The organism is Pseudomonas sp. FBCC-B1565 (genome assembly GCF_059133265.1).
This window is the reverse complement of sequence record NZ_CP101438.1, coordinates 4,926,601-4,952,046: the sequence shown is the minus strand read 5'-3', so window position 1 is coordinate 4,952,046 and position 25,446 is coordinate 4,926,601. Positions and strand designations below refer to the sequence as shown.

Sequence of the window (25,446 nt, the reverse complement as noted above, 5' to 3'; positions counted from 1 at the left end):
TGGCTGACACATTTAGAAATGAAAAGTGACAAATTTGGATGGATTGATGTGTTTTTGCTATCAATTGGTAATGCGGTCGGAAATGCGTTCGCTGTCTATGCTGAAGATGTGACCAATTCTTACGGATGGGAGGTGGCAATGACTGATCAACAGAAACGGCGGGACGAGCCGGAACGTGAGCAGCCCCGGCGGCATGAGGAAGAAAAACCGCAGACCTGGAAACATCCCGATGATGGCACCGAGCTTTCAGAGCGCGACCAGGAGCGTCCGCTGAAACCGTAATATCAGGCTAAACGCGGTCCAAATGTGGGAGTGGGCTTGCCCGCGATGGCGGTGTGACAGTTGACCGATGCGTGGACTGACACACCGCCATCGCGGGCAAGCCCACTCCCACAGTTGTATGCGCACCTCCAAAAATCAGGAAAATATTTGACATATTTGATTTGTGATCACATATTGAGGCCATAAGAACGACAACACAGGTTTTGCCTCATGACCGATGGTCCGCTCCTCCTGCCCACCCTGCGCCAGGTGTCCCGCGATACCTTGCAAGACCAGGTCTACCGCCAGATCCGCGAAGCGTTGATGAGTGGCCGTTTCCAGCCTGGCCAGAAACTCACCATCCGCGGCCTTGCCGAAGCCCTTGGTTCCAGCCCGATGCCGGTGCGCGAAGCCCTGCAACGCCTCAGCGCCGAAAACGCCTTTGAAGTCACCGAGACCTCCCGTCTGCGTGTACGCCTGATGACGGTCGAACGCCTGCGTGAAATTCGTGATGCACGGGTCGCCCTCGAAGGGCTGCTGGCGGAAAAAGCCGTGCTGCGCCTGCAAAAGGCTGACCTCGACGAAATCACCGACCTGTGCCAGCAAATGCAACACGCCGCCGACGAAGTCGACGTGTCGCGCTACCTGTGGACCAACTTTGCATTCCACCGGCGCATCTACGCCGTGGCCCAGGCCGAGCTGACCATGGCCGCCGTGGAAAACTTCTGGCTGCACATGGGCCCGTGCTTTGCGCTGGTCGCCCCGGATAAAGCTCACCTGCAACGCTCGATGGAGGCGCACACGCGCATTGTCGAGGCGCTGGCTGCCCGCGATGGCGCCGGCGCCCGTGCAGCGGTGACCGATGACATCATGCAGGCCGCCGACTCCCTGGCGCGTCTGCTCGTCAAGAACGACCGTTCGCGGTCGTCTGCTTCAGGAGGTAAACGTGCATGAGTGTCCTACAGCGGCTGCAGCCCTATCCTGGGTTACGTGTGTTGATTTCCGGCGGGGCTGCCGGCATTGGTGAAGTGCTGGCGGCGGCGTACCTGGAAGCCGGTGCCCAGGTGCATGTGTGTGACGTGAGCGAGCCAGCCCTGGCCGCGTTTCGCGACAAGTACCCCGGCACCGTCGCCACCCGCGCCGACGTCAGCGATGCCGCGCAGATCGAAGCGGTGTTCACGGTGCAGCGCGAGCATTTCGGCGGCCTCGATGTGCTGGTCAACAACGCCGGAATCGCCGGGCCTACCGGCGGTATCGATGCGATCAGCGACGCCGAGTGGCAAGCCACTATCAACATCAATCTCACCGCGCAATACCGCTTTGCCCACCACGCGGTGCCGATGCTCAAGCAATCGTCCCACGGCCACCTGCTGCATATCGCCTCGGTAGCGGGGCGCTTGGGCTACGCGTGGCGCACGCCGTATGCGGCGACCAAATGGGCGATTGTCGGCCTGATGAAATCCCTGGCCTCGGAGCTGGGCGAGAGTGATATCCGCGTCAACGCCTTGCTGCCCGGCATCGTCGAAGGCCCGCGCATGGACGGCGTGATCCGCGCCCGTGCCGAACAGGTCGGCGTGCCGGAAGCCGAGATGCGCCAGGAATACCTCAACAAAATTTCCCTCAAACGCATGGTCACCGCCGAAGACGTGGCCGCCGTGGCGTTGTTCCTCTGTTCGCCCGCCGCACGCAACGTGACCGGCCAGGCGATCAGCGTCGACGGTAACGTCGAGTACCTGTAAGCCACGGAAGAACACATCGCGCAGCACCCAGGATTTTTTTCATAAGAATAAAAGTCGGAGATTCGTCATGTCCAAAAATCGTCCTGTCATCATCACCTGCGCCGTCACCGGTGCGATTCATACACCGTCGATGTCGCCGCATCTACCGATCACCGCGCAGGAAATTGCCGACGCCGCCATCGGTGCCGCCGCAGCCGGCGCCGCGATTGTTCATCTGCATGCCCGCGATCCCAACGACGGCCGCCCAAGCCAGGACCCGGCGCTGTTCGCCGAATTCCTGCCGCAGATCAAGGCCGCCAGCGACGTGGTGATCAACATCACCACCGGCGGCGCGCCGACCATGGGCGTGGAAGAGCGCCTGCAACCGGTGATGCAGTTCAAGCCGGAACTGGCCTCGCTGAACATGGGCTCGATGAACTTCGGCTTGTACGAAATGCTCAACCGCTTTACCGAGTTCAAGCACGACTGGGAGCGGCCGTACCTGGAAGAGAGTGACGATCGGATCTTCCGCAACACCTTCCGTGACATCACCCACATCCTCAATTCCTGTGCCGAGAACCGCACCCGTTTCGAGATCGAGTGCTACGACATCGGCCACCTGTACACCGCCGCGCATTTCCTGGAGCGCGGCCTGCTCAAGCCGCCGTTGTTTATCCAGTCGGTGTTCGGTTTGCGTGGCGGTATCGGTGGGCACCCCGAAGACCTGGCCCACATGCGGCGTACCGCCGACCGCCTGTTTGGCGACGACTATGTGTGGTCGATCCTCGGCGCCGGGCGTGGGCAGATTCCACTGGCGACCATGGGCCTGTCCATGGGCAGCAATGCGCGTGTTGGCCTGGAGGATTCGCTGTGGGACGGCCCGGGCAAATTGGCCGCGTCCAACGCCGACCAAGTGCGACGTATCCGCACGGTGATCGAGGCCCTCGGCCATCGGGTCGCAACGCCCGATGAAGCGCGGGAAATCCTTGGGCTCAAAGGGCGCGACCAGGTCAATTTTTAATCCGAAAACCGCCGCGTCACGGCGCGGCCTGCATCCCGCACAACAACAATAAGGGGATCACACCATGCGTATCGAAGTGCTTGTCGACGTCAAGACCACCCTGGGCGAAGGCCCCGTGTGGGACGTCGAGCAACAACGGCTGTACTGGATCGACAGCGCCGACGGCCGCATCCTGCGCTGCACCGACGATGGCCGCGAACTGCGCGCCTGGGAGGTCGGCCAGAAAATCGGCTCCATGGCCCTGCGCCATAACGGTGAGTCGGCGATTGTCGCCCTGCAAAACGGCGTGCACACCCTCGACCTCAAAAGCGGCGGGCTCAACCTGGTCATCGACCCGGAACCGCACCTGCCGGATAACCGCCTCAACGACGGCAAGGTCGACCGCCAGGGCCGCTTTATCTTCGGCTCCATGGACACCCAGGAAGACAGCGCCAGCGCCAGGCTTTACCGCCTGGACGCCGACCTGAGCCTGCACACCCTGGACGAAGGCATCATCGTGTCCAACGGCCCGTGCTGGAGTCCGTCGGGCGAGACCTTCTACTTTTGCGACACCTGGTCTGGCGAGATCTGGGCCTACGACTATGACCTGGCCACCGGCAATGTGCGCAATCGCCGCACCCTCGCCAAGGTCGACACCTCGGGCGGTGGCGCTGCCGATGGCTGCACCGTGGATGCCGAGGGCTGTTTGTGGCAGGCGCTGGTCTATGCCGGGAAACTGGTGCGCTACACCCCCGATGGACAGGTCGACCGCATCATTCAGATGCCAGTGAAAAAGGTCACCAGCCTGACCTTTGGCGGGCCGAATCTGGACACCCTGTTTGTGACCTCCATGGCCAAGCCGCCGCTGCCGCGTTTTCCGGCAGACGGCCAGCAGCGCGGAGCGCTGTTCGCCATTACCGGGTTGGGCGTGCAAGGAATAGCCGAGCAACGGTTCGCCAGCTAGCGCGTGTGTGTGACAAGGCATATTCCTTCGCAACCTTGTGTCAGTGCGCGCCCTCGCGCGCCTGGAGAGGCCCATGGCAACTATCAAAAAAGCGTCGCTGCGCAGCATTCACCGGCATTCCTGGGTGTCGCTGCTGGTCTGTTGGATGATCTGGATCCTCAACGCCTACGACCGTGAGATCGTGTTGCGCCTGGGGCCGACCATCTCCAAGCATTTCGATTTATCCGCCGACCAATGGGGCACCGTGGCCACGGTGGTCATGCTGGCCCTGGCGTTGCTGGATATCCCCGGCTCCATGTGGAGCGACCGCTACGGCGGCGGCTGGAAACGTGCGCGCTTCCAGGTGCCGTTGGTGCTGGGCTACACGGCGATTTCGTTTCTGTCCGGCTTCAAGGCCCTGAGCGGCAACCTCGCCACCTTCATTGCCCTGCGCGTTGGGGTCAACCTCGGCGCCGGTTGGGGTGAGCCGGTGGGGGTGAGCAACACCGCCGAATGGTGGCCGGTGGAGCGACGCGGCTTTGCCCTGGGCGCGCACCACACGGGCTATCCGATTGGCGCGATGCTCAGCGGTATCGTCGCGAGTTTTGTCATCACCGTGTTTGGCGAGGACAACTGGCGCTACGTGTTCTTCTTCGCCTTCGTGGTGGCGTTGCCGCTGATGATCTTCTGGGCGCGTTATTCCACCGCCGAGCGCATCACCGCGTTGTACGTCGACATCGCCGCCAAGGGCATGACGCCGCCGGACAACGCCCCAGCCAGTTCGGTGAAGGGCGAGGCCTGGCGTACCTTCGTCGCCACCTTGCGCAACCGCAATATCGCCCTCACGGCGGGCAATACGATGCTCACCCAAGTGGTGTACATGGGCGTGAACATCGTGCTGCCGGCCTACCTCTACAACATCGCCGGATTGTCCCTGGCCGAGTCGGCGGGGATGAGCGTGGTGTTCACCCTCACCGGCATTCTCGGGCAACTGGTGTGGCCGTCGCTGTCGGACATCATCGGCCGGCGCACCACCCTGATCATCTGCGGGGTGTGGATGGCGGCGAGTGTCGGCGCGTTCTACTTCGCCAACACCCTGACCCTGATCATCGTCGTGCAACTGCTGTTCGGCCTGGTGGCCAACGCGGTGTGGCCGATCTACTACGCGGTGGCCTGCGACTCGGCCGAGCCGTCGGCGACGTCCACCGCCAACGGCATCATCACCACCGCGATGTTTATCGGCGGCGGCCTGGCGCCGGTGCTGATGGGCAGTCTGATCGCCATGGGCGGCGGCTGGACCACACTGCATGGCTACACCGTGTGTTTCTTCGTGATGGCCGGCTGTGCCCTCGGCGGCGCGCTGCTGCAACTGTTTTCCCATCGCCCCCAGGCGTTGGCCCTGCAACTCGACTCCTAGAACAACACCGATGCGCCCCCCAGCCTGGCTGGCGGGGCGCCAAGAGGAACTGCCGATGACTACCGCCACCGCCGCCCGCACGCCGCAGGCGTTGAACAAACTGATGTTCGTCAAGCTGATGCCCTTGCTGATCATCGCCTACATCCTGAGCTTCCTGGACCGTACCAACATCGCCCTGGCCAAGCATCACCTGGACGTCGACCTGGGCATTTCCGCTGCCGCCTACGGGCTGGGTGCGGGGCTGTTTTTCCTGACGTATGCGCTGTCGGAAATCCCCAGCAACCTGATCATGCACAAGGTCGGCGCGCGCTTCTGGATCGCGCGCATCATGGTGACCTGGGGCCTGATCTCGGCGGCCATGGCCTTTGTGCAGGGCGAAACCTCGTTCTACGTGCTGCGCCTGTTGCTGGGCATCGCCGAAGCGGGGCTGTTTCCCGGCGTCATGCTGTACCTGACCTACTGGTTCAACCGTGAGCAACGGGCGCGGGCCACCGGTTACTTCCTGCTCGGCGTGTGCTTCGCCAACATCATCGGCGGCCCGGTGGGCGCGGCCTTGATGCGCATGGACGGCCTGCTCGGCTGGCACGGCTGGCAGTGGATGTTCCTGCTCGAAGGCTTGCCGGCCGTGGCGTTTGCCTGGGTGGTGTGGCGCAAACTGCCGGACCGCCCGAGCAAGGCGCCGTGGCTGTCGGCCGAGGAAGCGCGCGGGATCGAACAGCGCATTGCCCAGGAAAGCGAAGAGGGGGCTGGCGCGGGCGGTCACTCGCTGAAGAACTGGCTGACCCCGCAGATCCTGCTGGCGATCTTTGTGTACTTCTGCCATCAGATCACTATTTACACGGTGATCTTTTTCCTGCCGAGCATCATCAGCAAGTACGGTGAACTGAGCACCATGAACGTCGGCCTGCTGACCTCGTTGCCGTGGATCGCGGCGGCACTCGGTGCGCTGCTGATTCCGCGTTTCGCCACCACGCCCGGGCGTTGCCGGCGCTTGCTGGTCACGGGCCTGCTGACCATGGCGTTGGGCCTGGGTATTGCCTCGGTGTCGGGGCCGGTGTTCAGCCTGCTGGGTTTTTGCCTGTCGGCGGTGATGTTCTTTGTGGTGCAGTCGATCATTTTTCTATACCCGGCCTCGCGTCTCAAGGGTGTTGCGCTGGCGGGCGGGCTCGGGTTCGTCAACGCCTGCGGGCTGTTGGGCGGGTTTGTCGGGCCGTCGGTGATGGGCGTGATCGAGCAAAGTACCGGCAATGCAATGAATGGTTTGAAAGTCATTGCGTTGGTGCTGGTGGTGGCGGCCGTGGCAGCCCTGCGCTTGCGCATGGGGCACGAGCCTGAGCGTGGCGCCCAGGCCAGCGAAGCGTCCTACACGTAGACGCCGGCAACGGGCCTTTCTACACTGCGGCTTGTCTTGGGGAAAAGGGCAGGCGCCGATGAATCGCAATGAACTACGCAAAGCCGACATCAACCTGATGGTGGTGTTCGAAGCGCTGATGCTGGAGCGCAACGTGACGCGGGTGGCGGAGAAGCTGTTTCTCGGCCAGCCGACCATCAGCTCGGCCCTCAACCGTTTGCGTACCTTGTTCAACGACCCGCTGTTCATCCGCGTCGGCCACCGCATGGAGCCCACGGCGCGTGCCGAGGAGATCATCCAGCACCTGTCGCCGGCCCTGGATTCGTTGTCATCGGCCTTGAGCCTGACCCACGATTTCGACCCGTCCATCAGCACCATGACCTTTCGCATCGGCCTCTCCGATGACGTGGAGTTCGGCCTGTTGCCGCCGCTGCTGCGCGCCTTGCGCCAGGAAGCGCCGCAAGTGGTGTTTGTGGTGCAGCATGTGGACTACTGGCGTATTCCCGACCTGCTGGCCTCCGGCGATATCACCGTCGGCATCACCCAGACCCGTGGCCTGCCGGCAAATGCCAAGCGCAAGCTGCTGCGCCATATCCGTCCGCGTATCCTGCGCGCCGATGCGTCTGAAACGCCGCTGACCCTCGATGAATATTGCTCACGGCCCCACGTGCTGGTGTCCCACACCGCCAACGTGTCGGGGTTTGCCGATGAGTGGCTGGCGGAGATCGGCCGCAAACGCCATGTGGTGCTGTCGGTGCCGCAGTACAGCGCGCTGCCGGCCTTGCTCGCCGGCACCGACCTGATCGCCAGTTTGCCGGACTACACCGCCGAGGCCATGGCGGTGTCGGGCCACCTGTTCTGTGAGCCGTTCCCGTTTGAAACGCCGACCCTGGATTTGTCGATGGTCTGGCTCAGCCACGTGGACACCGACCCGGCTGAGCGCTGGGTACGTTCGCGGCTTGAAGCGTTTATGAGTGACAGAGGGCTGGCCAGCAAAGCCTGATGCTTTTATCCGTGGTATATCTAGGAATCTTCCTACCAAAGACTCGGAGCAATCCATGCCACACCTGCACCTGGAATACACCGCCAACCTGACAGGCCTCGCCGTCGAGAAGACCCTGTTGCGGCTCAACAACGTGCTGATGGCGTCCGGGCAGTTCGGTTCCGAGTTCGATATCAAAAGCCGTGCGGTCAAGGTCGAGACGTTCCAGGTGGGCACTTCCCTCGACCCGCGTGGGTTTATCGCAGTGAAGCTGTCGCTGCTCAGCGGGCGCTCACCGCAGGTCAAGAAGCAGCTGTCGGAAAGCCTGCTGGCAGCCTTGCAGGATCTGGGCGACTGGCCGGAAGGTATCCAGGTTCAACTGAGTGTCCTGTTGGTCGATATGGACCGCGACAGCTACAGCAAGGTCGCCGTCGGCTAAGGTTTACAACAAACCCTGATCCGCACACACCTTCACCACCTGCTCACGAAACCAGGTATTGGCGCTGTCCTGTTCGCTGGTTTCATTCCACTGCATCTCCAGGGTGAACCCCGGCAAGCCGTTGGGCGCTTCGCAATGGCCGAACGTGGTGGCGGGCGCCAGCAGTTTTTGCACGCGGCGCGGCAAGGTGACGATGAAGTCGGTGCCGGTGATCATCTTCAGCGCTGCGCTGTAGCTGTTGGCGCGGGCGATCACTTGGCGCTTGTGGGCCTGGCGCGCCAGCCAGCCATCGATCATGTTGGTGTCGGAGGTCCACGGCGTAGGGAACACATGACGCCGTTCGACGAAGGACTGCAGGCTGAAGGCCGGTTCCCGTGGCGCTGAGCGTTTATCGAACACACAGACCAGGTCGTCTTCGAGCAGCATCTGGGTGCGGAAGTCTTTATGGGCGCGGTGGAAATTGGGACCGAAGCAGATCACCAGGTCGAGGCGGCCTTCGCGCAGGTCGTCGGCGGGGATGTCGGTTTCCAACTTTTGCACGTTGACGATCACTGGCAGGTCGGCACGGTCGAAGTGCTTCAACAAGCGCGGCAGGATCAACTGTTCGAAGTATTCCGGCGCGCACACATTGAACGTCACGGCCTTCTGGGTCGGGTCGAAGGCCTGGCCTCCGGCGTGGCACAGGTTGATGCTTTCGAGGATTTTCTGCACATGCCCGTACATGGTGGTGGCCTTATACGTTGGCCGCATGCCCGCCCGGGTGTTGATGAACAACTCGTCTTCAAAGCTGGTGCGCAGCTTCTTCAGGCTGTAGCTCACGGTGGACTGGCTGACAAACAGTGTTTCGGACACCTCGGTAACGCTGCTCTGGTCGTAGACGGCGATAAACACCATCAAGTCCTGCATATCGAGCTTTCTGAGCAAGTTACTGTTTAGCATCGGTTTCGTCCGTAAACCTGTTGTACCGAACTCAGTACAAGACAGCGCAAAAGCTTAACGGAACGAGCGTGCCATTAGAAAGCTCTGTAGGGCGTTTCTATGTTTGGTGTGAGACAAATACTGTTTGCAACACGACCTCAGCGGATATGTCGTGCGTAGTGCCTTGGATTGAAGCGCGTGACGATCAGCAGCATCAGCACGATCACTGCTGTCAGCGTCCACCAGGCCCACTCGAAACTGCCCAGCTGATCGCGGATCATCCCGGCGATCAGCGGCGACAGCCCGGCGATCAGGTAGCCGATGCCCTGCACAAAGGCGGTGAGGCCACCGGCGCGGCGCGGGTTGTCCAAGTGGTCGAGGGACAGGATCAGGCTCATCGGGAACAGGCCGCCAATGCCCAGGCCCAGCAGGCATGGCCACAACAGGCTCAGGTGGTGCGGGCTGAGAATCAGGCCGCAGAAACCCAGGATGATCAATACCAGCAGCACCGTCACCACACCGCGTTTATCCTGGCGACGGTTGGCGATGGCAGGGGTGACCAGGCCGGAGACCACTTCCATGGCCGTCAGGAAGCCCAGGAGCAGGCCGGCGTTCTGCTCGCTCCAGCCTTGCTCCACGTAGTAAGGCGCCAGCCACGCCAGTACGCAGGTGTAGGACGCAGTGCCCAGGCCGAAAAATACTGCGAGCAACCAGGCACGGCCATTGCCGAAAAACGACTCCTGCGGGCCCGCACCGGCTTGCGGCAACGGCGGCAACACCGAGCGTTGCGCGTACCAGAACACCAACGCCAGCACCGCCAACGCCGCCCAGATCGCCAGGCCGATGCGCCAGCTGCCGGTCTGCACTTGCACGAACGGTGCGAACGACGCCGCCAGCGCTGCGCCGCCCATGATCGCGGTGACGTACAACCCCATGAACAGCGAAACATTGTCACTGAACCGCGACTTGATCAGCGCCGGCATCAACGCCTGGATCATCGCGATCCCCACGCCGGCCGCGATAGCGCTGACGATCAACTCCAGCGCCGAATCGAGGAACAGCCGCGACAACGTGGCCCCGCCAATCACCAGCAGGGACACCACGATGCTGCGGTGTTCGCCAAAGCGTTTGGCCAGGCCCATGCCGAAGAACATCGCCAAGCCCATGGCCATCACCGGCAACATGGTCAGCAACGCCGCGCTGCTGAAACTCAACGGCACATCGCCGCGAATCGATGACAACAACGGGCCGACCGCCGCCATCGATGGGCGCAGATTGAGGGCGACCAGCACGACACTGATCATCAGCCAGATGGCGATGGTGGGTTTTGCGTGAACGGTTTCCATGGGACGCCCTTGAGTGAACAAGGGCGAATCAGGCCATGGGCGGGGGAGTGGGGCAAATGAGAAAGTCGCTAGGTCTATCTAAAAATTGCGCTGGTCAAAATGTGGGAGGGGGCTTGCCCCCGATGGCAGTGTGTCAGCCAACAAATCTTTGACTGACCCACCGTTATCGGGGGCAAGCCCCCTCCCACATTAGATAGAGCGGATCACATGCTTGATCTCCTGGAATGCCGCCAACCCCCACGGCCCCAACTCGCGGCCGATGCTGCTCTGCTTGTAACCGCCCCACGCGGTCTGCGGGAAGATCACTTGCGGCGCGTTGATCCACACCAGCCCGGCCTGCAAGGCATTCGCCACACGCTCGGCGGTTTCAGCATGGCGGCTGACCACACTCGCCACCAGGCCGAAATCGCTGTCGTTGGCCAGGGTGATCGCTTCTGCCTCAGAGGTAAAACGGCGGACACACAGCACCGGGCCGAAGATCTCTTCGTTCCACAACGCGCTTTCCAGGGGTACGTCGGTGAACACGGTGGGGCGAATGAAAAAGCCCTTGGGCAAGTCCGTCGGGCGGTCACCGCCACACAGCAAGCGGGCGCCGTCTTCGATGCCACGCTGGATATGCCCCAGCACCCGCTGATACTGCGCGCGGTTGATCAACGCACCCATTTCCACGTCATCGGCAAACGGGTCTGCCACGCGAATGGCCTCAGCCCGTGCCTGCACACGCACCAGGAATTCATCGGCGAGCGTGTCAGCCACCAACACGCGACTGGTGGCCGAACACATCTGCCCGGCGTTGAAAAAACCGCCGCCACAGGCCAGTTCCACCGCCAGGTCCAGGTCGGCATCCGCCAGCACCAGCAGCGAAGACTTGCCGCCCATTTCCAGGCTCACACCCTTGATGGTTTCGGCCGCGCGTTGCATCACCTGCACGCCAACGGCGTTACTGCCGGTGAACGATATTTTCGCCACACGACGGTCCGCTGCCAGCGGTGCGCCGACCGCCAAACCTGTGCCACACACCAGGTTGAACACTCCAGCCGGCAAGCCGGCCTCGGCGATAATCCGCGCCAAGTGCAACTCGGCCAACGGCGTGACTTCCGAGGGCTTGAGCACCACGCAGCAGCCGGCGGCCAGGGCCGGGGCGAGTTTCCAGGCGGTGGTTACCATCGGGAAATTCCACGGCACGATCAGCCCCACCACGCCACAGGGCTCACGACGCAGGCGTGCGCTGAAGTCATCGCTGGGCAGTGCCACCGGCTGGTCCTGAGCGGCGTCCATTTCTTCGGCAACGCTGGCGTAGTACTCGAACGTGGCGATTACATCGTCCACATCAATTGCGGCTTCAAACAGTGGCTTGCCGTTGTTGCTCGATTGCAGGTGCATCAGGTGTTCGCGCTGCTCGCTCACGCCCTGGGCGATCTTGCGCAGCAGGGCGGCGCGATCACGGCCGGTGCTGTTCGACCACTCGATGAAGGACGCGCTGGCGGCGTCGACCGCCTGGGTCACCGCTGTCGCGTCGCCGACGCTGACCTGGGCCGATACCGCCTCGGTGGCCGGGTTGATCACCTCAAGTACTGCTTGGCCGGCTCGCCACGCGCCGTCGATGTAGATCCCGTTCAACACCGCGCTCATACCGCCACCTCCTTCATCCACAGACCTTGGTCGATTTCAATCAGTGTTGGCCCCTGGCGATCGGCGGCGCTGCGCAGTGCCGCACGCAGCTGCGCGATGCCCTGGATGCTTTCAGCGGCACAACCCAACGCCTTGGCTACGCCGATAAAGTCCGGGGTATAGATGTCCACGCCGACTGGCTCGATGGCGCGGTTGACCATGTATTTCTTGATCTCTTCATAGCCCTGGTTATTCCACAGCAGCACGATCACCGGCGTGCGCGCCTCCACGGCGCTGGCCAGTTCCGGCAGGCTGAATTGCAGGCCGCCGTCGCCGATCAGGCACACCACCGGTTGCCCGTCGCCGCGTCCCAGCCAGGCGCCGATAGCGGCGGGCAGGGCGTAGCCCAGGGTGCCGTAGCCAGTGGATGAGTTGAACCAGCGGCGCGGGTGGTCGAGGTTCAGGGTGAGGTTGCCGCTGTACACCGGTTGGGTCGAGTCGCCGACCAGCACGGCGTTGGGCAGCTCCTCCAGGACGGTGTTGAGGAACAGGGTTTGTGCGCGGGTGGCGGCGTCCCAGCCTGGGTTCAGTTCGGCCCACAGGCACGCAACTCGCGCAGCGCCCCACGTGCTGTTGCGGGGAGGCAATGGCTTGCTGTTGAGCGCATCCAACAAGGCTTCGGCAGCGATCTGCGCATCGGCTACCAAGGCAACCTGCGGCGGATAGTTGCGCACGGTCTGGTCCGGGTCGATGTCGATCCGCAGCAACGCGCCGGGAATCTCGAAGCCGCCGGCGAAGGTGACGTCGTAGTCGGTTTCCGCCAGCTCCGTGCCGATGGCCAGCACCACGTCGGCTTCGGCGACCAAGGCGCGGGTGGCGACCAGGGTCTGGGTCGAGCCGATCAGCAGCGGATGGTTGGCCGGCAACATGCCTTTGGCATTGATCGTCAGGGCCACCGGCGCGCCGAGTGCCTCGGCTAATTGCGTGAGTGCTGCGGCGGCGTCGATGGCGCCGCCCCCGGCCAGGATCAACGGCTGCCTGGCCGCCGCGAGCAACTGGCTCATCTGCTTGACCGCCGAGGGCGCCGCACCGGCGCGTGCCACGCTGACCGGCTCGCTGCCCAGCAGCGCGTCGGCGTTTTCCACCAGCACATCCAGCGGGATTTCAATATGCACCGGGCGTGGGCGCCCGGCCTGGAACAACGCAAAGGCACGCGCCAACACGCCGGGCAACTCGGCCGCCGACATCAGGGTGTGGGAGAACGCCGCCACGCCGGCGATCATCGCGCCCTGGTTCGGCAGCTCATGCAACTTGCCGCGCCCGCCGCCCAATTGGCTGCGCGACTGCACGCTGGAGATCACCAGCATCGGGATCGAGTCGGCGTAGGCCTGGCCCATGGCGGTGGTGATATTGGTCATGCCGGGGCCGGTGATGATGAAGCACACGCCGGGCTTGCCGCTGGTGCGCGCATACCCATCGGCCATGAAGCCGGCGCCCTGTTCGTGGCGCGGGGTGACGTGACGGATGTTGGAACGGGCCAGGCCACGATACAGCTCCACGGTGTGCACGCCGGGGATGCCAAACACCTGGTCCACGCCATAGCCTTCCAGGAGGTTGACCAGTACTTCGCCGCAGGTCGCCATAAACGTCGCTCTTATTGTTGAGATAAGGCGTTATTGGACCGGCTGGCCGGTAGCGGCAACAATCGATAAAAAGTCATACTAGCCATGTCCTCAGGTCATGGCTGCGCCCCTATGAAACGCCTCCCGCCGCTGCCCGCGTTGCACACCTTCTGGGTCACGGCACAGTGCTGCAACTTCACCCGTGCCGCCGAGCAACTGCACATCACCCAGGGTGCGGTGAGTCGCCAGGTTGCCGGGCTTGAAAGCCACTTGGGTTACGCCTTGTTCCAGCGCCAGGCGCGGGGCTTGAGCCTGACCGAGGAGGGGCGTGAGTGGTCGTTGCGCGCCCAGCAGGTGTTCGGTCTGATCGGCGAGGCGGTGGAGCAGATCGGTAGTCGCCGCCAGGTCCTGCAACTCAAGGCTTCCACCTGTGTGATGCGCTGGTTGTTGCCACGCCTGATGCAATGGCAGAAGGAGCGCCCGGACGTGCCGGTGGAACTCACCACCACCGTGGCCTACACCGTGGACTTTCGCCGCGAGCAATTCGATGCGGCAGTGATCTATGCGCCCATCGCCGAGCAGTCGGCCGAGGCGCGGCATCTGTTCGACGAACAACTCACCCCGGTCTGCACCCCTGCGATGCTCGGCGTTCTGCACTCACCGGCAGACCTGCAGCAACAGGTTCTGCTGCATCCCACAAGGGATGAGCGGGATTGGGCGTTGTGGTTGAAGGCGGCGAAGACGCGACTGAGTAACCTGAGCCAGGGGCATCATTTTGAGACGCTGGATTTGGCGATGACGGTGGCGTCGCAAGGCTCCGGCGTGGCGATTGGCGACCGTGCGTTGATTGGCGAGGATTTGAAGGCCGGGCGGTTGGCGACGCCGTTTGGGCTGCGGGTGCCGACGGGGATGGGCTATTACCTGGTGTATCCACCGGGCACCGAGCCTTCGGCGGGGCTTGAAGCCTTGATGGATTGGTTGGTCAGCCAGGCCAGAATCTCCTGACACTCACATTTCAAATGTGGGAGGGGGCAAGCCCCCTCCCAAATCTCAGTAGCCGACGGTAAAACGCTGGCGCGAGTGCTTCGGCGATTCGACTTCGTCGATCAAGGCAATGGCGTAGTCGGCAAAGCTGATCCAGCTGCGACCTTCACTGCTCACCAGCAGATCGTCCTGGCCCACGCGGAATTGCCCGGTGCGCTCGGTCTCGACGAACTCCGCCGAAGGCGACAGGAAGGTCCAGTCCAGTTCCTTTACCTGACGCAGCGTGTCGAGAAACGCTGCGCCTGCACTGGCTTCGGCTTTGTACTCAGCCGGGAAACCCGCGCTGTCGATCACCCGACCACCACCCGGCAGCAACAGCGAACCGGCACCGCCCACGACCAGCAGGCGTTTCACTCCGGCTTTCTTCACCGGCCCGATCACCGCGCTGGCCGGCAGGGTGGCGAAGTGCGCGGCGCTGATCACCACGTCACTGCCGCTGATGGCCTGTTGCAGGGCGTCTGCGTCCAGGGCATCCACCTGCTTGACGGTAACGCCAGGGCGCGCCGCCAGCTTGTCGGTGTTACGTGCGATGGCCACCACGTTATGCCCGCGACGCAGAGCTTCTTCCAGCAGTTGGCTACCGGCCCGGCCAGTGGCCCCAATGATTGCGATCTTGCTCATGACGTTCTCCAGTACGGTTAAGGTTTGAAACGGTTCACCACTTCATTTCGCCCTTGGCGACTTTGGCGCTCAGTTCCAGCGAGCCTTCGTCGCCGAGGGTCGGGTAACGTTTTTTCATGGCCGCGATCAGGGCGGCGGAATCCTTGGCCTTGGCGGTTTCGGCGTCGAAGGCCTTGATGTAGTCAGCGGTAAATTTCACCGATTGGACGGACGGCGTACCCAGGTAGTGACCCGGGATCACGGTGCGCGGTTTCAGGTTTTCAATGCGTTGCAGGGTGGCCAGCCAGTCTTTGTGGGATTGCGCGCTCTGGGTGTCGGCCATCCACACATGAATGTTTTCGGCGACGACCACGCCACCGACCACGGCCTTGAGCGACGGGATCCACACAAAACTGCGATCCGGCTGTGGGCCGTCCAGGCCGATTACCTCCAGTTGCTGGCCTTCCAGGCTCAAGCTGTGGCCTTCGAGGACCTGCGGCACGATAGTTTTGGCTGGCTTGTCCGCAGCCATTTTCGGGCCCCAGAACTCAAGCTTGCCGGCGACGGTGGCCTTGATGTGATCGACCACCGGTTGCGGCGCCAGCACCTTGGCGTCGGGGAAGGCGGTGGTGAGGGTGTCGAGGCCGAAGTAGTAGTCCGGGTCGCCGTGGCTGATGTAGATGGTGGTCAGGTGTTTGCCGCTGGCGCGGATCTTCTGCACCAGTTGTTCGGCCTGGCCTTTGCCGAACTGGGCGTCCACCAGGATCGCATCCTTGGCACCGCTGACCAGCACCGAGGTGACCGGGAAGATCGCGGCGTCGCCCGGGTTGTACACGTCCAGCTTCAGCTCGGCGGCGGCCGCGTGGGCGGCGAAGGCCAAGGCGGCGGTGGCCAGGGTCAGGCGCTTGAGGGGGGAGAACATCGGGCAGCTCCAGCATCGGTAAAGGATGCACAGAGCTTAGTTGCACAAAACCAGACTAAAAATGCGATGCTGGGACATAGTTTGTTTCTGAAATCGGGCAAATCATGGACCGTCTCCAAGCAATGCGCGTGTTTGTCACCGTGGTGGACCTGGGCAGTCAGTCCGCCGCCGCCGATCATCTGGACCTGTCGCGCCCGGTGGTGTCGCGCTACCTGGCCGAGCTGGAAGACTGGGTCGGCGCGCGCCTGCTGCACCGCACCACGCGCAAGCTCAGCCTTACGGCAGCGGGCGGTGAAACCCTGCCGCGCTGTCGACAATTGCTGGAGCTGTGCTGCGATATGCAGGCCGCCGTCAGCGAGCCCGATGACGCGCCCCGTGGCCTGCTGCGCCTGAGCGTCAGCACCTCGTTCGGCCAGGCGCAATTGGCCGAGGCCATCGCCGAGTACGTCAAGCGTTACCCGTTGGTGACCGTCGACCTGCAAATGCTCGACCGCACGGTGAACCTGGTGGATGAGCGCATTGACCTGGCCATTCGCACCAGCAACGACCTGGACCCCAACCTCATCGCCCGGCGCCTGACCCTGTGCCGCTCGGTGGTGTGCGCCTCGCCGGCGTACCTGCTGGCCCATCCGGCCCCGCAGAAAGTCGAAGACCTGGCCGGGCACAACTGCCTCACCCATTCCTATTTCGGCAAGAGCCTGTGGCATTTTGAAGAGCAGGGTGAGCACGTCTCGGTGCCCATCACCGGCAACATCACGTCCAACGAGGCCAGCACCTTGTTGCGTGTGACGCTGGCCGGGGCCGGCGTGTCGATGCTGCCCACTTACCAGGCCGGTGATTACATCCGCCGGGGTGAACTGGTGCGCCTGCTGCCCGACGCCGAGCCCCGGCAGATGAACATCTACGCGGTGTATGCGTCGCGCAAACACATGCCGTCGGCGCTGCGCAGCCTGTTGGATTTTCTGGTGCTGAGGTTTCCGGAGGAACCTGCGTGGGACGTTGGTCTGTAGGACCTGCCCTTTCAAAGTCTTTAAAAAACCGGTCATATCGGGCTAATACCCTCCCATAAGACGAACACTGCAACGGTGGCGAGCGGGCTTGCCCCGCGTTGTGTTGCGAAGCGACCCTGGAAGGAGGAATGCGGTGGGTCAGGCACTCTTTGGCGCTGGTTTTGGGGCTGCTTCGCAGCCCAACGCGGGGCAAGCCCGCTCGCCACAGCGGTACTTCCAGCTCTACCTAAAGACCTTGAAAGGGCTGGGTCTGTAGGGCGACATAAACCTGTTGAATGTCGTCCGATAATGGCAACTCGCCCTGGTTGACCTATGCTTTAAACAGCACCGTGTAGATCCGCAGAGGTCTGTGCCATGAGCATAAAAACCAGAAAGTACCTGATGATTGTCACCCTGTGCGCCATCGCCAGCGCGCTTTACGGGACTGCTGCCTTCCGTGTGGAGCAGACCCGTATGCAGCCGACCTTTGCGATCAGCTGCCATCAGGACCAATGCGTACCCCATACCGGCAGTTTCAGTGCGCTCAGGTAACCGGCTGTTCAGCCTTGAGTTGCTCACGAAACGCCTTGGGTGAGAACCCGACCCGGCGGCGGAACAGCCGCGAGAAGTTGGTCGGGTCGGAAAAACCCAGCACTTCCGACATTTCATTGATGGTCATGCTGGTGTACGTCAGCAGGCGCTTGGCTTCCAGCAATTGGCGGTCGTGCATGATCTGCAGCGCAGGCTGCCCACCCAGTTCCCGACACGTGCCGTTGAGGTGTGAGACCGAGATGCCGAGCTTGTGGGCCAAGTCCTCGATCTTCGGGTGTTCGCGGTAATGCTGTTCCACCAGTTGGGTAAAGCGGCGGAAGTATTCACGCCCCCTCGGCGCCCGTGGGTGGCGTTTCTGGATGGCCTGGCGGCTGATCCACACCAGCAATACGCTGACCAGCGCGTGCATCATCATGTCCCGGGCCGGTTGTTCGTCGGCGTATTCATTCTGCAAGCGGGCGAACTGGCTGTTCAGGTACTCACTGTCCTTGCCCGCCGGGTAACTGCCCAGGGACTGCAAGCCGTCCACCGTCGAGCCCAGTTGTGCCTGCAGGTGGCTGACCAGCGGCGCCGCAAGGGTTACCACGTAGCCTTCGACATCCTCGGGAAACCGAAAACCGTGCACGCACAGCGGCGGCAGGACTTGTAGCGTCGCTTCGTTCAGCGTGGTGCGCTGCCCTTCGATTTCCAATTGTGCCTGACCTTTGTGCACATACAGCAACTGGCACAGATCCGCGTGCCGGTGGGGCTGGATTTCCCACTGGTATTCCCGACTGCGCCGGGAAATGGTTTCGCAGTGCAACAAATCGGGCGTCGGCCATTGCTGGTGTTCCCCGTAAAGCTTGAAGACCGGAATCGCGGTTTTGGTCATGGTTTCAATCCGATACTCAGGAGAGTGGTGCGGTAATCGCCCCGATTGGCAAAAAGCGCAGGCTTTGGCTCAGTTTTCACCTTCTTATGCCGGCCACTCAAGTGAAAAATGTCAGCAACAAGACCAATGACAACTCTTTCACTCAATCCGTTCGAGTGGAACTTGCGGGCCATAAAAATAATGAAAACGCTGAAAACCCAAGTCGCCATTATTGGCGCCGGTCCCTCCGGACTGTTGCTCGGCCAACTGCTGCACAACGCCGGTATCCAGACTCTGATCCTCGAGCGCCAGAGCGCCGATTACGTACAAGGCCGCATCCGTGCCGGGGTGCTGGAACAAGGCATGGTCGACCTGCTGCGGCAGGCGGGCGTCAGCCAGCGCATGGACAACGAAGGCCTGGTGCATGAGGGCTTCGAGCTGGCGCTCAATGGCCAGTTGACCCACATCGACCTCAAGGCGCTGACCGGCGGCCAGACGGTCATGATCTACGGCCAGACCGAAGTCACCCGCGACCTGATGGCCGCCCGTGCTGCCGCGGGCGCCATCACCCTGTATGAAGCCCATGACGTGCAACCCCACGAGCTCAAAAGTGATCGGCCCTGGCTGACCTTCAAACATCAGGGCGAAGCCTTCCGCCTGGAGTGCGACTACATCGCCGGTTGCGATGGCTACCACGGGGTTGCGCGCCAGTCGATCCCCGCGGAATCACTGAACGTTTTCGAACGGGTCTACCCCTTCGGCTGGCTGGGTATCCTCGCCGATACGCCGCCGGTTCACCCTGAACTGGTGTACGCCAAACATCCGCGTGGCTTCGCCTTGTGCAGCATGCGATCGCCGACACGCAGCCGTTATTACCTGCAAGTGCCGGTGGAGGAGGCGCTTGATGAGTGGTCCGATGCGCGCTTCTGGGACGAACTGAAAACCCGCCTGCCCAGCCACCTTGCAGCCGACCTGGTGACCGGCCCGTCGATCGAAAAAAGCATCGCGCCGCTGCGCAGCTTTGTGGTGGAGCCGATGCAGTACGGGCGCCTGTTTCTGCTCGGCGATGCGGCGCATATCGTGCCGCCTACCGGGGCCAAGGGCTTGAACCTGGCGGCCAGTGACGTGAGTACCCTGTATCGGATTCTGCTCAAGGTCTATGGCGAGGGGCGGGTGGATTTGCTCGAACGCTATTCCTCCATCTGCCTGCGGCGGGTGTGGAAGGCCGAGCGCTTTTCCTGGTGGATGACCTCGATGCTGCATCAGTTTCCCGAGGCGGATGGCTTCAGCCAGCGCATCGCCGAGAGTGAGCTCGATTACTTCATCCACTCCGAGGCCGGGCGCAAGACCATCGCCGAAAATTACGTCGGGCTTCCTTACGAAGCTATCGAATAGCCTGCTATCGTATCGAGCATTCCCGCGGGCCGCCTTTTCCCGCGGGCCCTGCTCGAAGGTCTTGCCGTGACGCACCTCAATCAGCCTGTTCCGCCGCTGCCCGCTGTGCGCAGCATCCTCGCCTCACTGATGATGGCGATCTTCCTGGGGGCCTTGGACCAGACCATTGTCGCCGTGTCCATGCCCGCAATTTCCGCCCGGTTCCACGACGTCAACCTGCTGGCCTGGGTCATCTCCGGCTACATGGTGGCGATGACCGTGGCGGTGCCGATCTACGGCAAGCTTGGCGACCTGTACGGGCGCCGGCCGATGATGCTGATCGGCATGGGCCTGTTCACCCTGGCCTCACTGTTCTGCGGCATGGCGCAAAGCATGGAGCAACTGGTGCTGGCGCGGATCCTCCAGGGTATCGGCGCCGGTGGCATGATCTCGGTGAGCCAGGCGATCATCGGCGACATCATCCCGCCCCGCGAACGCGGGCGCTACCAGGGCTATTTCAGCAGCATGTACGCGGTGGCCAGCGTGGCCGGGCCGGTACTCGGCGGCTACATGACCGAGTACCTGTCGTGGCGCTGGGTGTTCCTGATCAACCTGCCACTGGGCGCCGGCGCCTGGTACGTGGCCCATCGCACCCTGGTGGGGCTGCCGGTGCCGCAGCGTAAGCCGATCATCGATTACCTCGGCACGTTGCTGATGATCATCGGCCTCACCGCTTTGCTGCTGGGCATCACCGAAATCGGCCAGGGCCAGCATTGGCGTAGTGACTCGGTGCTGGGCTTGCTGGCGTGTGCGCTGGTGGCGTTGACGGTGTTTGTCTGGCATGAGCGGCGTGCACGCGAGCCGTTGTTGCCGATGCATCTGTTCGCCAACCGCAGCGCGGTGTTGTGCTGGTGCACGATTTTCTTCACCAGCTTCCAGGCGATTTCCCTGACGGTGCTGATGCCGCTGCGCTATCAGACGGTGACCGGCTCGGGGGCCGACAGCGCGGCCCTGCACCTGCTGCCCCTGGCGATGGGCTTGCCAATGGGCGCCTATTTTGCCGGGCGCATGACCTCGGTGACCGGCCGTTATAAACCGATGATCCTCAGTGGCGCCTTGCTGAGTCCCTTTGCGATTCTCGGCATGGCCTTGAGCGCGCCCCAGGCGGTGGGGCTGACGGCGATGTTCATGTTGCTGTGCGGGATCGCCGCCGGCATGCAATTCCCCACTTCGCTGGTGGGTACGCAGAACTCGGTGGAACAACGCGACATCGGCGTCGCCACTAGCACCACCAACCTGTTCCGCTCCCTCGGCGGAGCAGTCGGGGTAGCGTGCATGTCGGCGCTGTTGCTGGCGCTGTTGCAGGACTCGAGCTTCGCCCACCTGGCCAGCGGCGCGCTGGTGGCCGAGGGCAGTTCCGGCAATGTGCTGCTCGACGGCCTCAACGCCGCCCCCGGCCCGGCGCAGGACGCCCTGCGCGGGGAGCTGGCGGTGACCTTCCGGCATTTGTTGATGGTGAGTGCGGCGGTGTCGCTGCTGGGGCTCGCGGCCGCAATCGCGATGCCCAACCGGGTGCTGCGCGGCCGCGAAGACAAGGCACGCTGAGCGTGAGTTTCAAGGGCTGTAGTAACCCACCGCTACCATGAAATGCCCGGCCTTGCGCACATACGCGTGCTTGTTCTCGACCTTGTCGGTCACCGGGTTTTTCCAGCGGTATTTGTATTCGCCCTGGTCCTGCTCGGCCATCAGCTTCAGGATTGGCTCGCCCACCGGCTTGCCGTCGGGGTCCTTGATCTTGCTGAAGTCGGTGTTGATCAGGCGCAGGTTGGTGCCGTGCGCCACATAGCGCTGGGTATCGAGGTCGACCACGAACACATAGAGGTCATCCTGCAGGAAACCGCCTTGCAACGAATTGATGGCCTTGAGCGTGCCGGCTTCATCCTTGAGCAGTGCGTTCACCGCCTTGTTGCGCAGGGCCCTGGCCTGTTCCGGCGTGGCCCGGGGCAAGTAGTAACCCACCGCCAGGATGCGTTCGCCCACGCGTTGATAAAACACGTGCTTGTGCTCGACCTTGCCGTCGTTCCAGTTCTGCCAGCGGTAATCGGCCTGTTGGATGCCCTGGCCGTCCGGCACCTTGAGCGCGTCCTTGAATGACTGGCGCAACTCCGGCCCGAGCACCTCGGATACATCGCGCCCGATCAAGGCGGAGGAGGGGCCGCCACTGGCCAGCAGCACGCCCTGGGTGTCGACCACGAAGACATAGCGGTCGTGGTCGACAAACTCGCCCTGGCGACTGAACGCGGCAAACGCCTTGTCGCCATTGCTCTGGTAGTACGCCAAGGCTTTTTCCAGCAGTGCCTTGGCGGCCTGGGCGTCCTCATCCTGAGCCGTTGCGGCGTGCACCTGGCTGAAACACAACAGCAGCAGCCAGGTGAGTCGAAGCAGTGCCTTCATTACCGGTCCCTCGTTCTTGTTGGTGTGACAAGAGCGTAGACGGTCGTGGGCCACTCAGAAGGGTTTGGTCGGCAGGTACTTGCCATCCAGGGTGATCACCGCGCGGGAGCCGCCGTCCGGGTCCTCGACTTTCTTGATGTCCAGCTTGAAGTTGATCGCACTGATGATGCCGTCGCCGAATTGCTCGTGCACCAGGGCCTTGAGGGTCGAGCCATAGACCTGGAGCATTTCGTAGAAGCGATACATCGTCGGGTCCGTCGGTATACCGCCGGGGAAGCTGCCGCGCAGGGGCACGCTTTGCAGCAGGCGGCTGGCGTCTTGGTCCAGGCCGAGTTTGTCGCACACCACATCAGCGGCCTCCTTGGGCAACGGGTGCTGGCCGAGCAGGGCGGCGGTGACGAACGCCAGGCTCAGGCCGGTGCCGTCGGTGAGGTCCTGCCAGGACAGGTTCTTGCGCGCCTTGAGCTCGATAACGGTGTCGGCCAGGGCCAGGCGTGGGGTTTGGGCGAAGTGGGATTGCAACATGGTGTGGTCCTCTGGGTTGGAATAGGGTCAGGCCGCGTGAATCTGATCCAGCAGCGACACGAAGCCACCGCTGCGTTGGTCCAGGGCGTCGATGGCGCCGGTCTCGATGTCGTACACCCAGCCATGCAGGGTCAGCCGGCCTTGCCCGAGCGCCAGGGCGACCGAAGGGTGGGTCTTGAGGTTGGCCAGTTGCGCGATCACGTTTTCGCGCACCAATGAACTCAGGCGGGCGGCGTCCGAGGCATGCTCGCGGGCGGCGTTGATCAGCTTGGCCGACTCGGCGTGGCGCAACCAGTTGGCCACGGCCGGCAGGTGGTCCAGGCATTTGCAGGTGGAGATCGCGGTCATGGCGCCGCAGTCGGAATGGCCGCAGATCACGATATCGCGCACCCCCAGCACCGCCACTGCGTATTCGACCGTGGCCGACACACCGCCCGGCTCCGGGCCGTAGGACGGCACGATATTGCCGGCGTTGCGGATCACAAACAGATCTCCGGGTTCCTGCTGGGTCAGCAGTTCCGGGACCACCCGGCTGTCGGAACAGGACACGAACAACGTGCCGGGGTTCTGGGTGGTGGCCAGGTGTTTGAACAGGTCGCTGCGTTGGCCGAAGGCTTCTGACTGGAACTTGCGAAAGCCGTTGATGAGGTCTTGCATAGGGTTCTCCTTGCGTCGCTGATGGGGCAAGGATGGAAGTTTTCAGCTATAGCGTCCAAGACCGGCTTATTATGGTTTTTATAAGTCATGCCTATAGTTGGAGGCAGCCGATGCTGTTGCGCCATATCCGATACCTGTTGGCCGTCGCCGAACACCGCAATTTCACCCGCGCTGCCGAGGCGCTGCACGTGTCGCAGCCGACCTTGTCGCAACAGATCAAACAGCTGGAAGACACCCTCGGCGCGCCGTTGCTGGACCGCTCCGGGCGCAGCGTCAGCCTCACCGATGCGGGCGCGGCCTATGTGCGCTTTGCGCGCCTGGCCTTGCAGGACTTGCAGGCCGGAACACGGGCCATGCATGACGTACAGGACTTGAGCCGGGGCAGCCTGCGCCTGGCGATGACGCCGACCTTCACCGCGTACCTGATCGGCCCGTTGCTGGCGCGGTTCAACGCCCTGTATCCGGGAATCACCCTGAGCATCGAAGAGCTGACCCAGGACCGTATGGAAGCCGCGCTGACCGAGGACCTGCTGGATATCGGCATCGGTTTTACTGGCGAGCATCTGCCGGATATCGAATGCGAAGGGCTGTTTGCCGAAGCGTTGAGCCTGGTGGTGGGGGCTGGCCATCCGGGGTTAGACGGCCGGCGGTGGCTGGAGCAGCCGATGGTACTGCTCAACCCAGGCTTCGCGACACGGCGCTACATCGATGGCTACTGCCGCGATCAAGGGTTAAAGCCGCTGATTGCGATGGAAGCCAACTCCATCAGTGCGATCATCGAAATCGTGCGCAACACCCACCTGGCCACCATCCTGCCCAGTGCGATTGCCCAGGCCCAGCCGGGTTTGCGTGCGGTCGCCATCGAACCGGCGTTACCGCAACGCACCGTGGCACTGCTCAGCCGCCAGGGCGCCTATCGCAGCGCCGCGTGCCGGGCCTTTGTCGCGTTGATCAAGGCGCCGCCAGCCACTGATTGACGATGCCGTCGTACGCCCCGGTGGCCACGCTCAGGTGCAGCCACTGGTCGACATAGCTTTTCCACGCCACATCATCACGGGGCAGCAGGAAGGCTTTTTCACTGTATTGCATCTGCCGTTCCGGGTTGACCGCGCACAGCCCGGGCTTGAGCTTTTGCTGGTAACGCGCCTCGCTGGCGTCGGTGATCATCACGTCGGCCTTGCCGGCCAGCAGTTCGTCAAAGATGGTCACGTTGTCGTGCAAACGGATCTGTGCCTGACCCAAGTGCATACGGGCAAACACTTCGTTGGTGCCACCCGCCGGTTCGATCACGCGCACATTCGGCTGGTTGATCTGCTCGACACTCTGGTAACGCTGCACGTCGGCACAGCGCACCAGGGGGATCTTGCCGTCGACGCCGAGTGCCTGGCTGAAGAAGGCTTTTTTCTGGCGCTCCAGGGACACCGAAATGCCGCCCACGGCGATGTCGCAGCGCTGGGCGAGGAAGTCCGGCATCAGGCTTTTCCAGGTGGTGGGCACCCAGTGGATCTTGGCGTTGAGGCTCTTGGCCAGGGATTCGGCCATGGCAATGTCGATGCCTTCATAGGTGCCGTCGGCGCGCAGCGAGGTGTAGGGCTTGTAGTCACCGGTGGTGCAGACGGTGAGTGTGCGGCGCTCGAGCACCTGGTCAAGGCGCGAGGGCGCGGTGTCGGCCACGGCGCTGGTGGCCAGGCCGAGTACACACAGGGCGAAAAGAGCTTTCATGCGGTCGAGTCCTTGGGGCATGGTCGGGGCGGCCATTATTTCCAGCGTGGGGCAGGGTGGCAAGGCACGCTGAATGTTTAGCCAAGTTGCAACCAAACTCCGTCAACCCTGAATTTAATTGCCCTGTGCCGGCGTGTGACGCTGGTAGT

General features: G+C 62.8%; 26 protein-coding genes. 15 read left to right on the top strand and 11 right to left on the bottom strand.

The genetic code is table 11. The features are described from left to right. The first annotated feature begins 18 nt into the window (after positions 1–18). From NL123_RS22920 to NL123_RS22880, 9 genes are all read left to right on the top strand, one after another. Positions 19–282 carry a hypothetical protein gene (locus NL123_RS22920; RefSeq protein WP_494358361.1) on the top strand — a complete coding sequence of 88 codons (264 nt, stop codon included), beginning with the start codon at positions 19–21 and terminating at the stop codon, positions 280–282. A gap of 210 nt (positions 283–492) precedes the next feature. Beyond that, positions 493–1,215, top strand: a complete 723-nt coding sequence (locus tag NL123_RS22915; protein WP_058425125.1) for a GntR family transcriptional regulator — start codon at positions 493–495, stop codon at positions 1,213–1,215. Further along, complete coding sequence (locus NL123_RS22910; protein WP_494356419.1) at positions 1,212–2,000, top strand: SDR family oxidoreductase; 789 nt, start codon at positions 1,212–1,214, stop codon at positions 1,998–2,000. Before NL123_RS22915 ends, NL123_RS22910 begins: the two co-directional genes overlap by 4 nt. 67 nt (positions 2,001–2,067) lie before the next feature. Further along, positions 2,068–3,000, top strand: a complete 933-nt coding sequence (gene kce / locus NL123_RS22905) for a 3,5-dioxohexanoate:acetyl-CoA acetone transferase (protein WP_494356418.1) — start codon at positions 2,068–2,070, stop codon at positions 2,998–3,000. A gap of 64 nt (positions 3,001–3,064) precedes the next feature. Continuing rightward, positions 3,065–3,943, top strand: a complete 879-nt coding sequence (locus tag NL123_RS22900; protein WP_248486930.1) for an SMP-30/gluconolactonase/LRE family protein — start codon at positions 3,065–3,067, stop codon at positions 3,941–3,943. Positions 3,944–4,016: 73 nt separating this feature from the next. After that, entirely contained in the window at positions 4,017–5,339 is a 1,323-nt protein-coding gene (locus NL123_RS22895; protein ID WP_092247258.1) for an MFS transporter, read from the top strand. Between the two features lie 55 nt (positions 5,340–5,394). Continuing rightward, positions 5,395–6,711, top strand: coding sequence for an MFS transporter (locus tag NL123_RS22890; protein ID WP_494356417.1), 1,317 nt, complete (start codon positions 5,395–5,397; stop codon positions 6,709–6,711). Between the two features lie 58 nt (positions 6,712–6,769). Further along, a complete protein-coding gene (locus NL123_RS22885) occupies positions 6,770–7,693 on the top strand; it encodes a LysR substrate-binding domain-containing protein (protein WP_071488956.1) in 924 nt (307 codons plus the stop codon). A 55-nt stretch (positions 7,694–7,748) separates the two neighbouring features. Continuing rightward, on the top strand, positions 7,749–8,111 hold the full coding sequence (locus tag NL123_RS22880) for a 5-carboxymethyl-2-hydroxymuconate Delta-isomerase (RefSeq protein WP_248486936.1): 363 nt from the start codon (positions 7,749–7,751) through the stop codon (positions 8,109–8,111). Positions 8,112–8,114: 3 nt separating this feature from the next. Here the strand turns inward: NL123_RS22880 and NL123_RS22875 are convergent, their stop codons facing one another. The 4 genes from NL123_RS22875 to NL123_RS22860 form a co-directional block, all read right to left on the bottom strand. Next, positions 8,115–9,050 (bottom strand): LysR family transcriptional regulator, encoded by a 936-nt coding sequence (locus NL123_RS22875; protein WP_248486938.1) that lies wholly within the window; start codon positions 9,048–9,050, stop codon positions 8,115–8,117. 137 nt (positions 9,051–9,187) lie between these two features. After that, positions 9,188–10,375: a cyanate transporter gene (locus tag NL123_RS22870; protein ID WP_494356416.1), complete on the bottom strand. Its 1,188-nt coding sequence runs from the start codon at positions 10,373–10,375 to the stop codon at positions 9,188–9,190. Positions 10,376–10,564: 189 nt separating this feature from the next. Beyond that, positions 10,565–12,007: an aldehyde dehydrogenase family protein gene (locus tag NL123_RS22865; RefSeq protein ID WP_494356415.1), complete on the bottom strand. Its 1,443-nt coding sequence runs from the start codon at positions 12,005–12,007 to the stop codon at positions 10,565–10,567. Next, on the bottom strand, positions 12,004–13,629 hold the full coding sequence (locus NL123_RS22860) for a 5-guanidino-2-oxopentanoate decarboxylase (RefSeq protein ID WP_494356414.1): 1,626 nt from the start codon (positions 13,627–13,629) through the stop codon (positions 12,004–12,006). The genes NL123_RS22865 and NL123_RS22860 overlap by 4 nt, the downstream gene beginning before the upstream one ends. A gap of 111 nt (positions 13,630–13,740) precedes the next feature. On the opposite strand from NL123_RS22860, the gene NL123_RS22855 reads away from it, so the two are divergent. Beyond that, complete coding sequence (locus NL123_RS22855; protein ID WP_494356413.1) at positions 13,741–14,613, top strand: LysR substrate-binding domain-containing protein; 873 nt, start codon at positions 13,741–13,743, stop codon at positions 14,611–14,613. 45 nt (positions 14,614–14,658) lie between these two features. Here NL123_RS22855 and NL123_RS22850 read toward each other — a convergent pair whose 3' ends face one another. Together NL123_RS22850 and NL123_RS22845 are read right to left on the bottom strand one after the other, a co-directional pair. Next, positions 14,659–15,273: an NAD(P)-dependent oxidoreductase gene (locus NL123_RS22850; RefSeq protein WP_494356412.1), complete on the bottom strand. Its 615-nt coding sequence runs from the start codon at positions 15,271–15,273 to the stop codon at positions 14,659–14,661. A 34-nt stretch (positions 15,274–15,307) separates the two neighbouring features. Beyond that, a complete protein-coding gene (locus NL123_RS22845; RefSeq protein ID WP_494356411.1) occupies positions 15,308–16,174 on the bottom strand; it encodes an MBL fold metallo-hydrolase in 867 nt (288 codons plus the stop codon). Positions 16,175–16,278: 104 nt separating this feature from the next. On the opposite strand from NL123_RS22845, the gene NL123_RS22840 reads away from it, so the two are divergent. Together NL123_RS22840 and NL123_RS22835 are read left to right on the top strand one after the other, a co-directional pair. Then, on the top strand, positions 16,279–17,184 hold the full coding sequence (locus NL123_RS22840; RefSeq protein ID WP_248486952.1) for a LysR family transcriptional regulator: 906 nt from the start codon (positions 16,279–16,281) through the stop codon (positions 17,182–17,184). Between the two features lie 354 nt (positions 17,185–17,538). Next, positions 17,539–17,715, top strand: coding sequence for a hypothetical protein (locus NL123_RS22835; protein WP_248486954.1), 177 nt, complete (start codon positions 17,539–17,541; stop codon positions 17,713–17,715). Here NL123_RS22835 and NL123_RS22830 read toward each other — a convergent pair. Beyond that, the gene (locus tag NL123_RS22830) at positions 17,708–18,586 is read right to left on the bottom strand and encodes a helix-turn-helix domain-containing protein (RefSeq protein WP_494356410.1); all 879 of its coding nucleotides are present in this window, start codon (positions 18,584–18,586) and stop codon (positions 17,708–17,710) included. The two genes, NL123_RS22835 and NL123_RS22830, sit on opposite strands and share 8 nt — an antisense overlap. 189 nt (positions 18,587–18,775) lie before the next feature. Here NL123_RS22830 and pobA point away from each other — a divergent pair, with 189 nt between their 5' ends. Both pobA and NL123_RS22820 read left to right on the top strand, forming a co-directional pair. Beyond that, positions 18,776–19,960 carry a 4-hydroxybenzoate 3-monooxygenase gene (gene pobA / locus NL123_RS22825; RefSeq protein ID WP_494358335.1) on the top strand — a complete coding sequence of 395 codons (1,185 nt, stop codon included), beginning with the start codon at positions 18,776–18,778 and terminating at the stop codon, positions 19,958–19,960. Positions 19,961–20,026: 66 nt separating this feature from the next. After that, positions 20,027–21,544, top strand: a complete 1,518-nt coding sequence (locus tag NL123_RS22820; protein ID WP_494356409.1) for an MDR family MFS transporter — start codon at positions 20,027–20,029, stop codon at positions 21,542–21,544. A gap of 9 nt (positions 21,545–21,553) precedes the next feature. On the opposite strand, the gene NL123_RS22815 is transcribed toward NL123_RS22820, so the two are convergent. From NL123_RS22815 to NL123_RS22805, 3 genes are read right to left on the bottom strand one after another with little or no spacing between them, the layout of a single operon-like run. Beyond that, entirely contained in the window at positions 21,554–22,393 is an 840-nt protein-coding gene (locus NL123_RS22815; protein ID WP_494356408.1) for a cache domain-containing protein, read from the bottom strand. Positions 22,394–22,447: 54 nt separating this feature from the next. Further along, positions 22,448–22,918, bottom strand: a complete 471-nt coding sequence (cynS, locus tag NL123_RS22810; RefSeq protein WP_494356407.1) for a cyanase — start codon at positions 22,916–22,918, stop codon at positions 22,448–22,450. 27 nt (positions 22,919–22,945) lie between these two features. Next, complete coding sequence (locus tag NL123_RS22805) at positions 22,946–23,575, bottom strand: carbonic anhydrase (protein WP_071496758.1); 630 nt, start codon at positions 23,573–23,575, stop codon at positions 22,946–22,948. A 110-nt stretch (positions 23,576–23,685) separates the two neighbouring features. Between NL123_RS22805 and cynR the strand changes: the two genes are divergently transcribed. Further along, entirely contained in the window at positions 23,686–24,552 is an 867-nt protein-coding gene (gene cynR, locus NL123_RS22800) for a transcriptional regulator CynR (protein WP_494356406.1), read from the top strand. On the opposite strand, the gene NL123_RS22795 is transcribed toward cynR, so the two are convergent. Further along, positions 24,527–25,297, bottom strand: coding sequence for a transporter substrate-binding domain-containing protein (locus NL123_RS22795; RefSeq protein WP_494356405.1), 771 nt, complete (start codon positions 25,295–25,297; stop codon positions 24,527–24,529). The genes cynR and NL123_RS22795 overlap by 26 nt on opposite strands. Between the last annotated feature and the right edge of the window lie 149 nt (positions 25,298–25,446).

Coding starts and splice junctions, on each gene's coding strand:
- NL123_RS22920 (WP_494358361.1), top strand. CDS start 19: ATGAAAAGTGACAAATTTGGATGGATTGATGTGTTTTTGCTATCAATT.
- NL123_RS22915 (WP_058425125.1), top strand. CDS start 493: ATGACCGATGGTCCGCTCCTCCTGCCCACCCTGCGCCAGGTGTCCCGC.
- NL123_RS22910 (WP_494356419.1), top strand. CDS start 1,212: ATGAGTGTCCTACAGCGGCTGCAGCCCTATCCTGGGTTACGTGTGTTG.
- kce (WP_494356418.1), top strand. CDS start 2,068: ATGTCCAAAAATCGTCCTGTCATCATCACCTGCGCCGTCACCGGTGCG.
- NL123_RS22900 (WP_248486930.1), top strand. CDS start 3,065: ATGCGTATCGAAGTGCTTGTCGACGTCAAGACCACCCTGGGCGAAGGC.
- NL123_RS22895 (WP_092247258.1), top strand. CDS start 4,017: ATGGCAACTATCAAAAAAGCGTCGCTGCGCAGCATTCACCGGCATTCC.
- NL123_RS22890 (WP_494356417.1), top strand. CDS start 5,395: ATGACTACCGCCACCGCCGCCCGCACGCCGCAGGCGTTGAACAAACTG.
- NL123_RS22885 (WP_071488956.1), top strand. CDS start 6,770: ATGAATCGCAATGAACTACGCAAAGCCGACATCAACCTGATGGTGGTG.
- NL123_RS22880 (WP_248486936.1), top strand. CDS start 7,749: ATGCCACACCTGCACCTGGAATACACCGCCAACCTGACAGGCCTCGCC.
- NL123_RS22875 (WP_248486938.1), bottom strand. CDS start 9,050: ATGCTAAACAGTAACTTGCTCAGAAAGCTCGATATGCAGGACTTGATG.
- NL123_RS22870 (WP_494356416.1), bottom strand. CDS start 10,375: ATGGAAACCGTTCACGCAAAACCCACCATCGCCATCTGGCTGATGATC.
- NL123_RS22865 (WP_494356415.1), bottom strand. CDS start 12,007: ATGAGCGCGGTGTTGAACGGGATCTACATCGACGGCGCGTGGCGAGCC.
- NL123_RS22860 (WP_494356414.1), bottom strand. CDS start 13,629: ATGGCGACCTGCGGCGAAGTACTGGTCAACCTCCTGGAAGGCTATGGC.
- NL123_RS22855 (WP_494356413.1), top strand. CDS start 13,741: ATGAAACGCCTCCCGCCGCTGCCCGCGTTGCACACCTTCTGGGTCACG.
- NL123_RS22850 (WP_494356412.1), bottom strand. CDS start 15,273: ATGAGCAAGATCGCAATCATTGGGGCCACTGGCCGGGCCGGTAGCCAA.
- NL123_RS22845 (WP_494356411.1), bottom strand. CDS start 16,174: ATGTTCTCCCCCCTCAAGCGCCTGACCCTGGCCACCGCCGCCTTGGCC.
- NL123_RS22840 (WP_248486952.1), top strand. CDS start 16,279: ATGGACCGTCTCCAAGCAATGCGCGTGTTTGTCACCGTGGTGGACCTG.
- NL123_RS22835 (WP_248486954.1), top strand. CDS start 17,539: ATGAGCATAAAAACCAGAAAGTACCTGATGATTGTCACCCTGTGCGCC.
- NL123_RS22830 (WP_494356410.1), bottom strand. CDS start 18,586: ATGACCAAAACCGCGATTCCGGTCTTCAAGCTTTACGGGGAACACCAG.
- NL123_RS22815 (WP_494356408.1), bottom strand. CDS start 22,393: ATGAAGGCACTGCTTCGACTCACCTGGCTGCTGCTGTTGTGTTTCAGC.
- cynS (WP_494356407.1), bottom strand. CDS start 22,918: ATGTTGCAATCCCACTTCGCCCAAACCCCACGCCTGGCCCTGGCCGAC.
- NL123_RS22805 (WP_071496758.1), bottom strand. CDS start 23,575: ATGCAAGACCTCATCAACGGCTTTCGCAAGTTCCAGTCAGAAGCCTTC.
- cynR (WP_494356406.1), top strand. CDS start 23,686: ATGCTGTTGCGCCATATCCGATACCTGTTGGCCGTCGCCGAACACCGC.
- NL123_RS22795 (WP_494356405.1), bottom strand. CDS start 25,297: ATGAAAGCTCTTTTCGCCCTGTGTGTACTCGGCCTGGCCACCAGCGCC.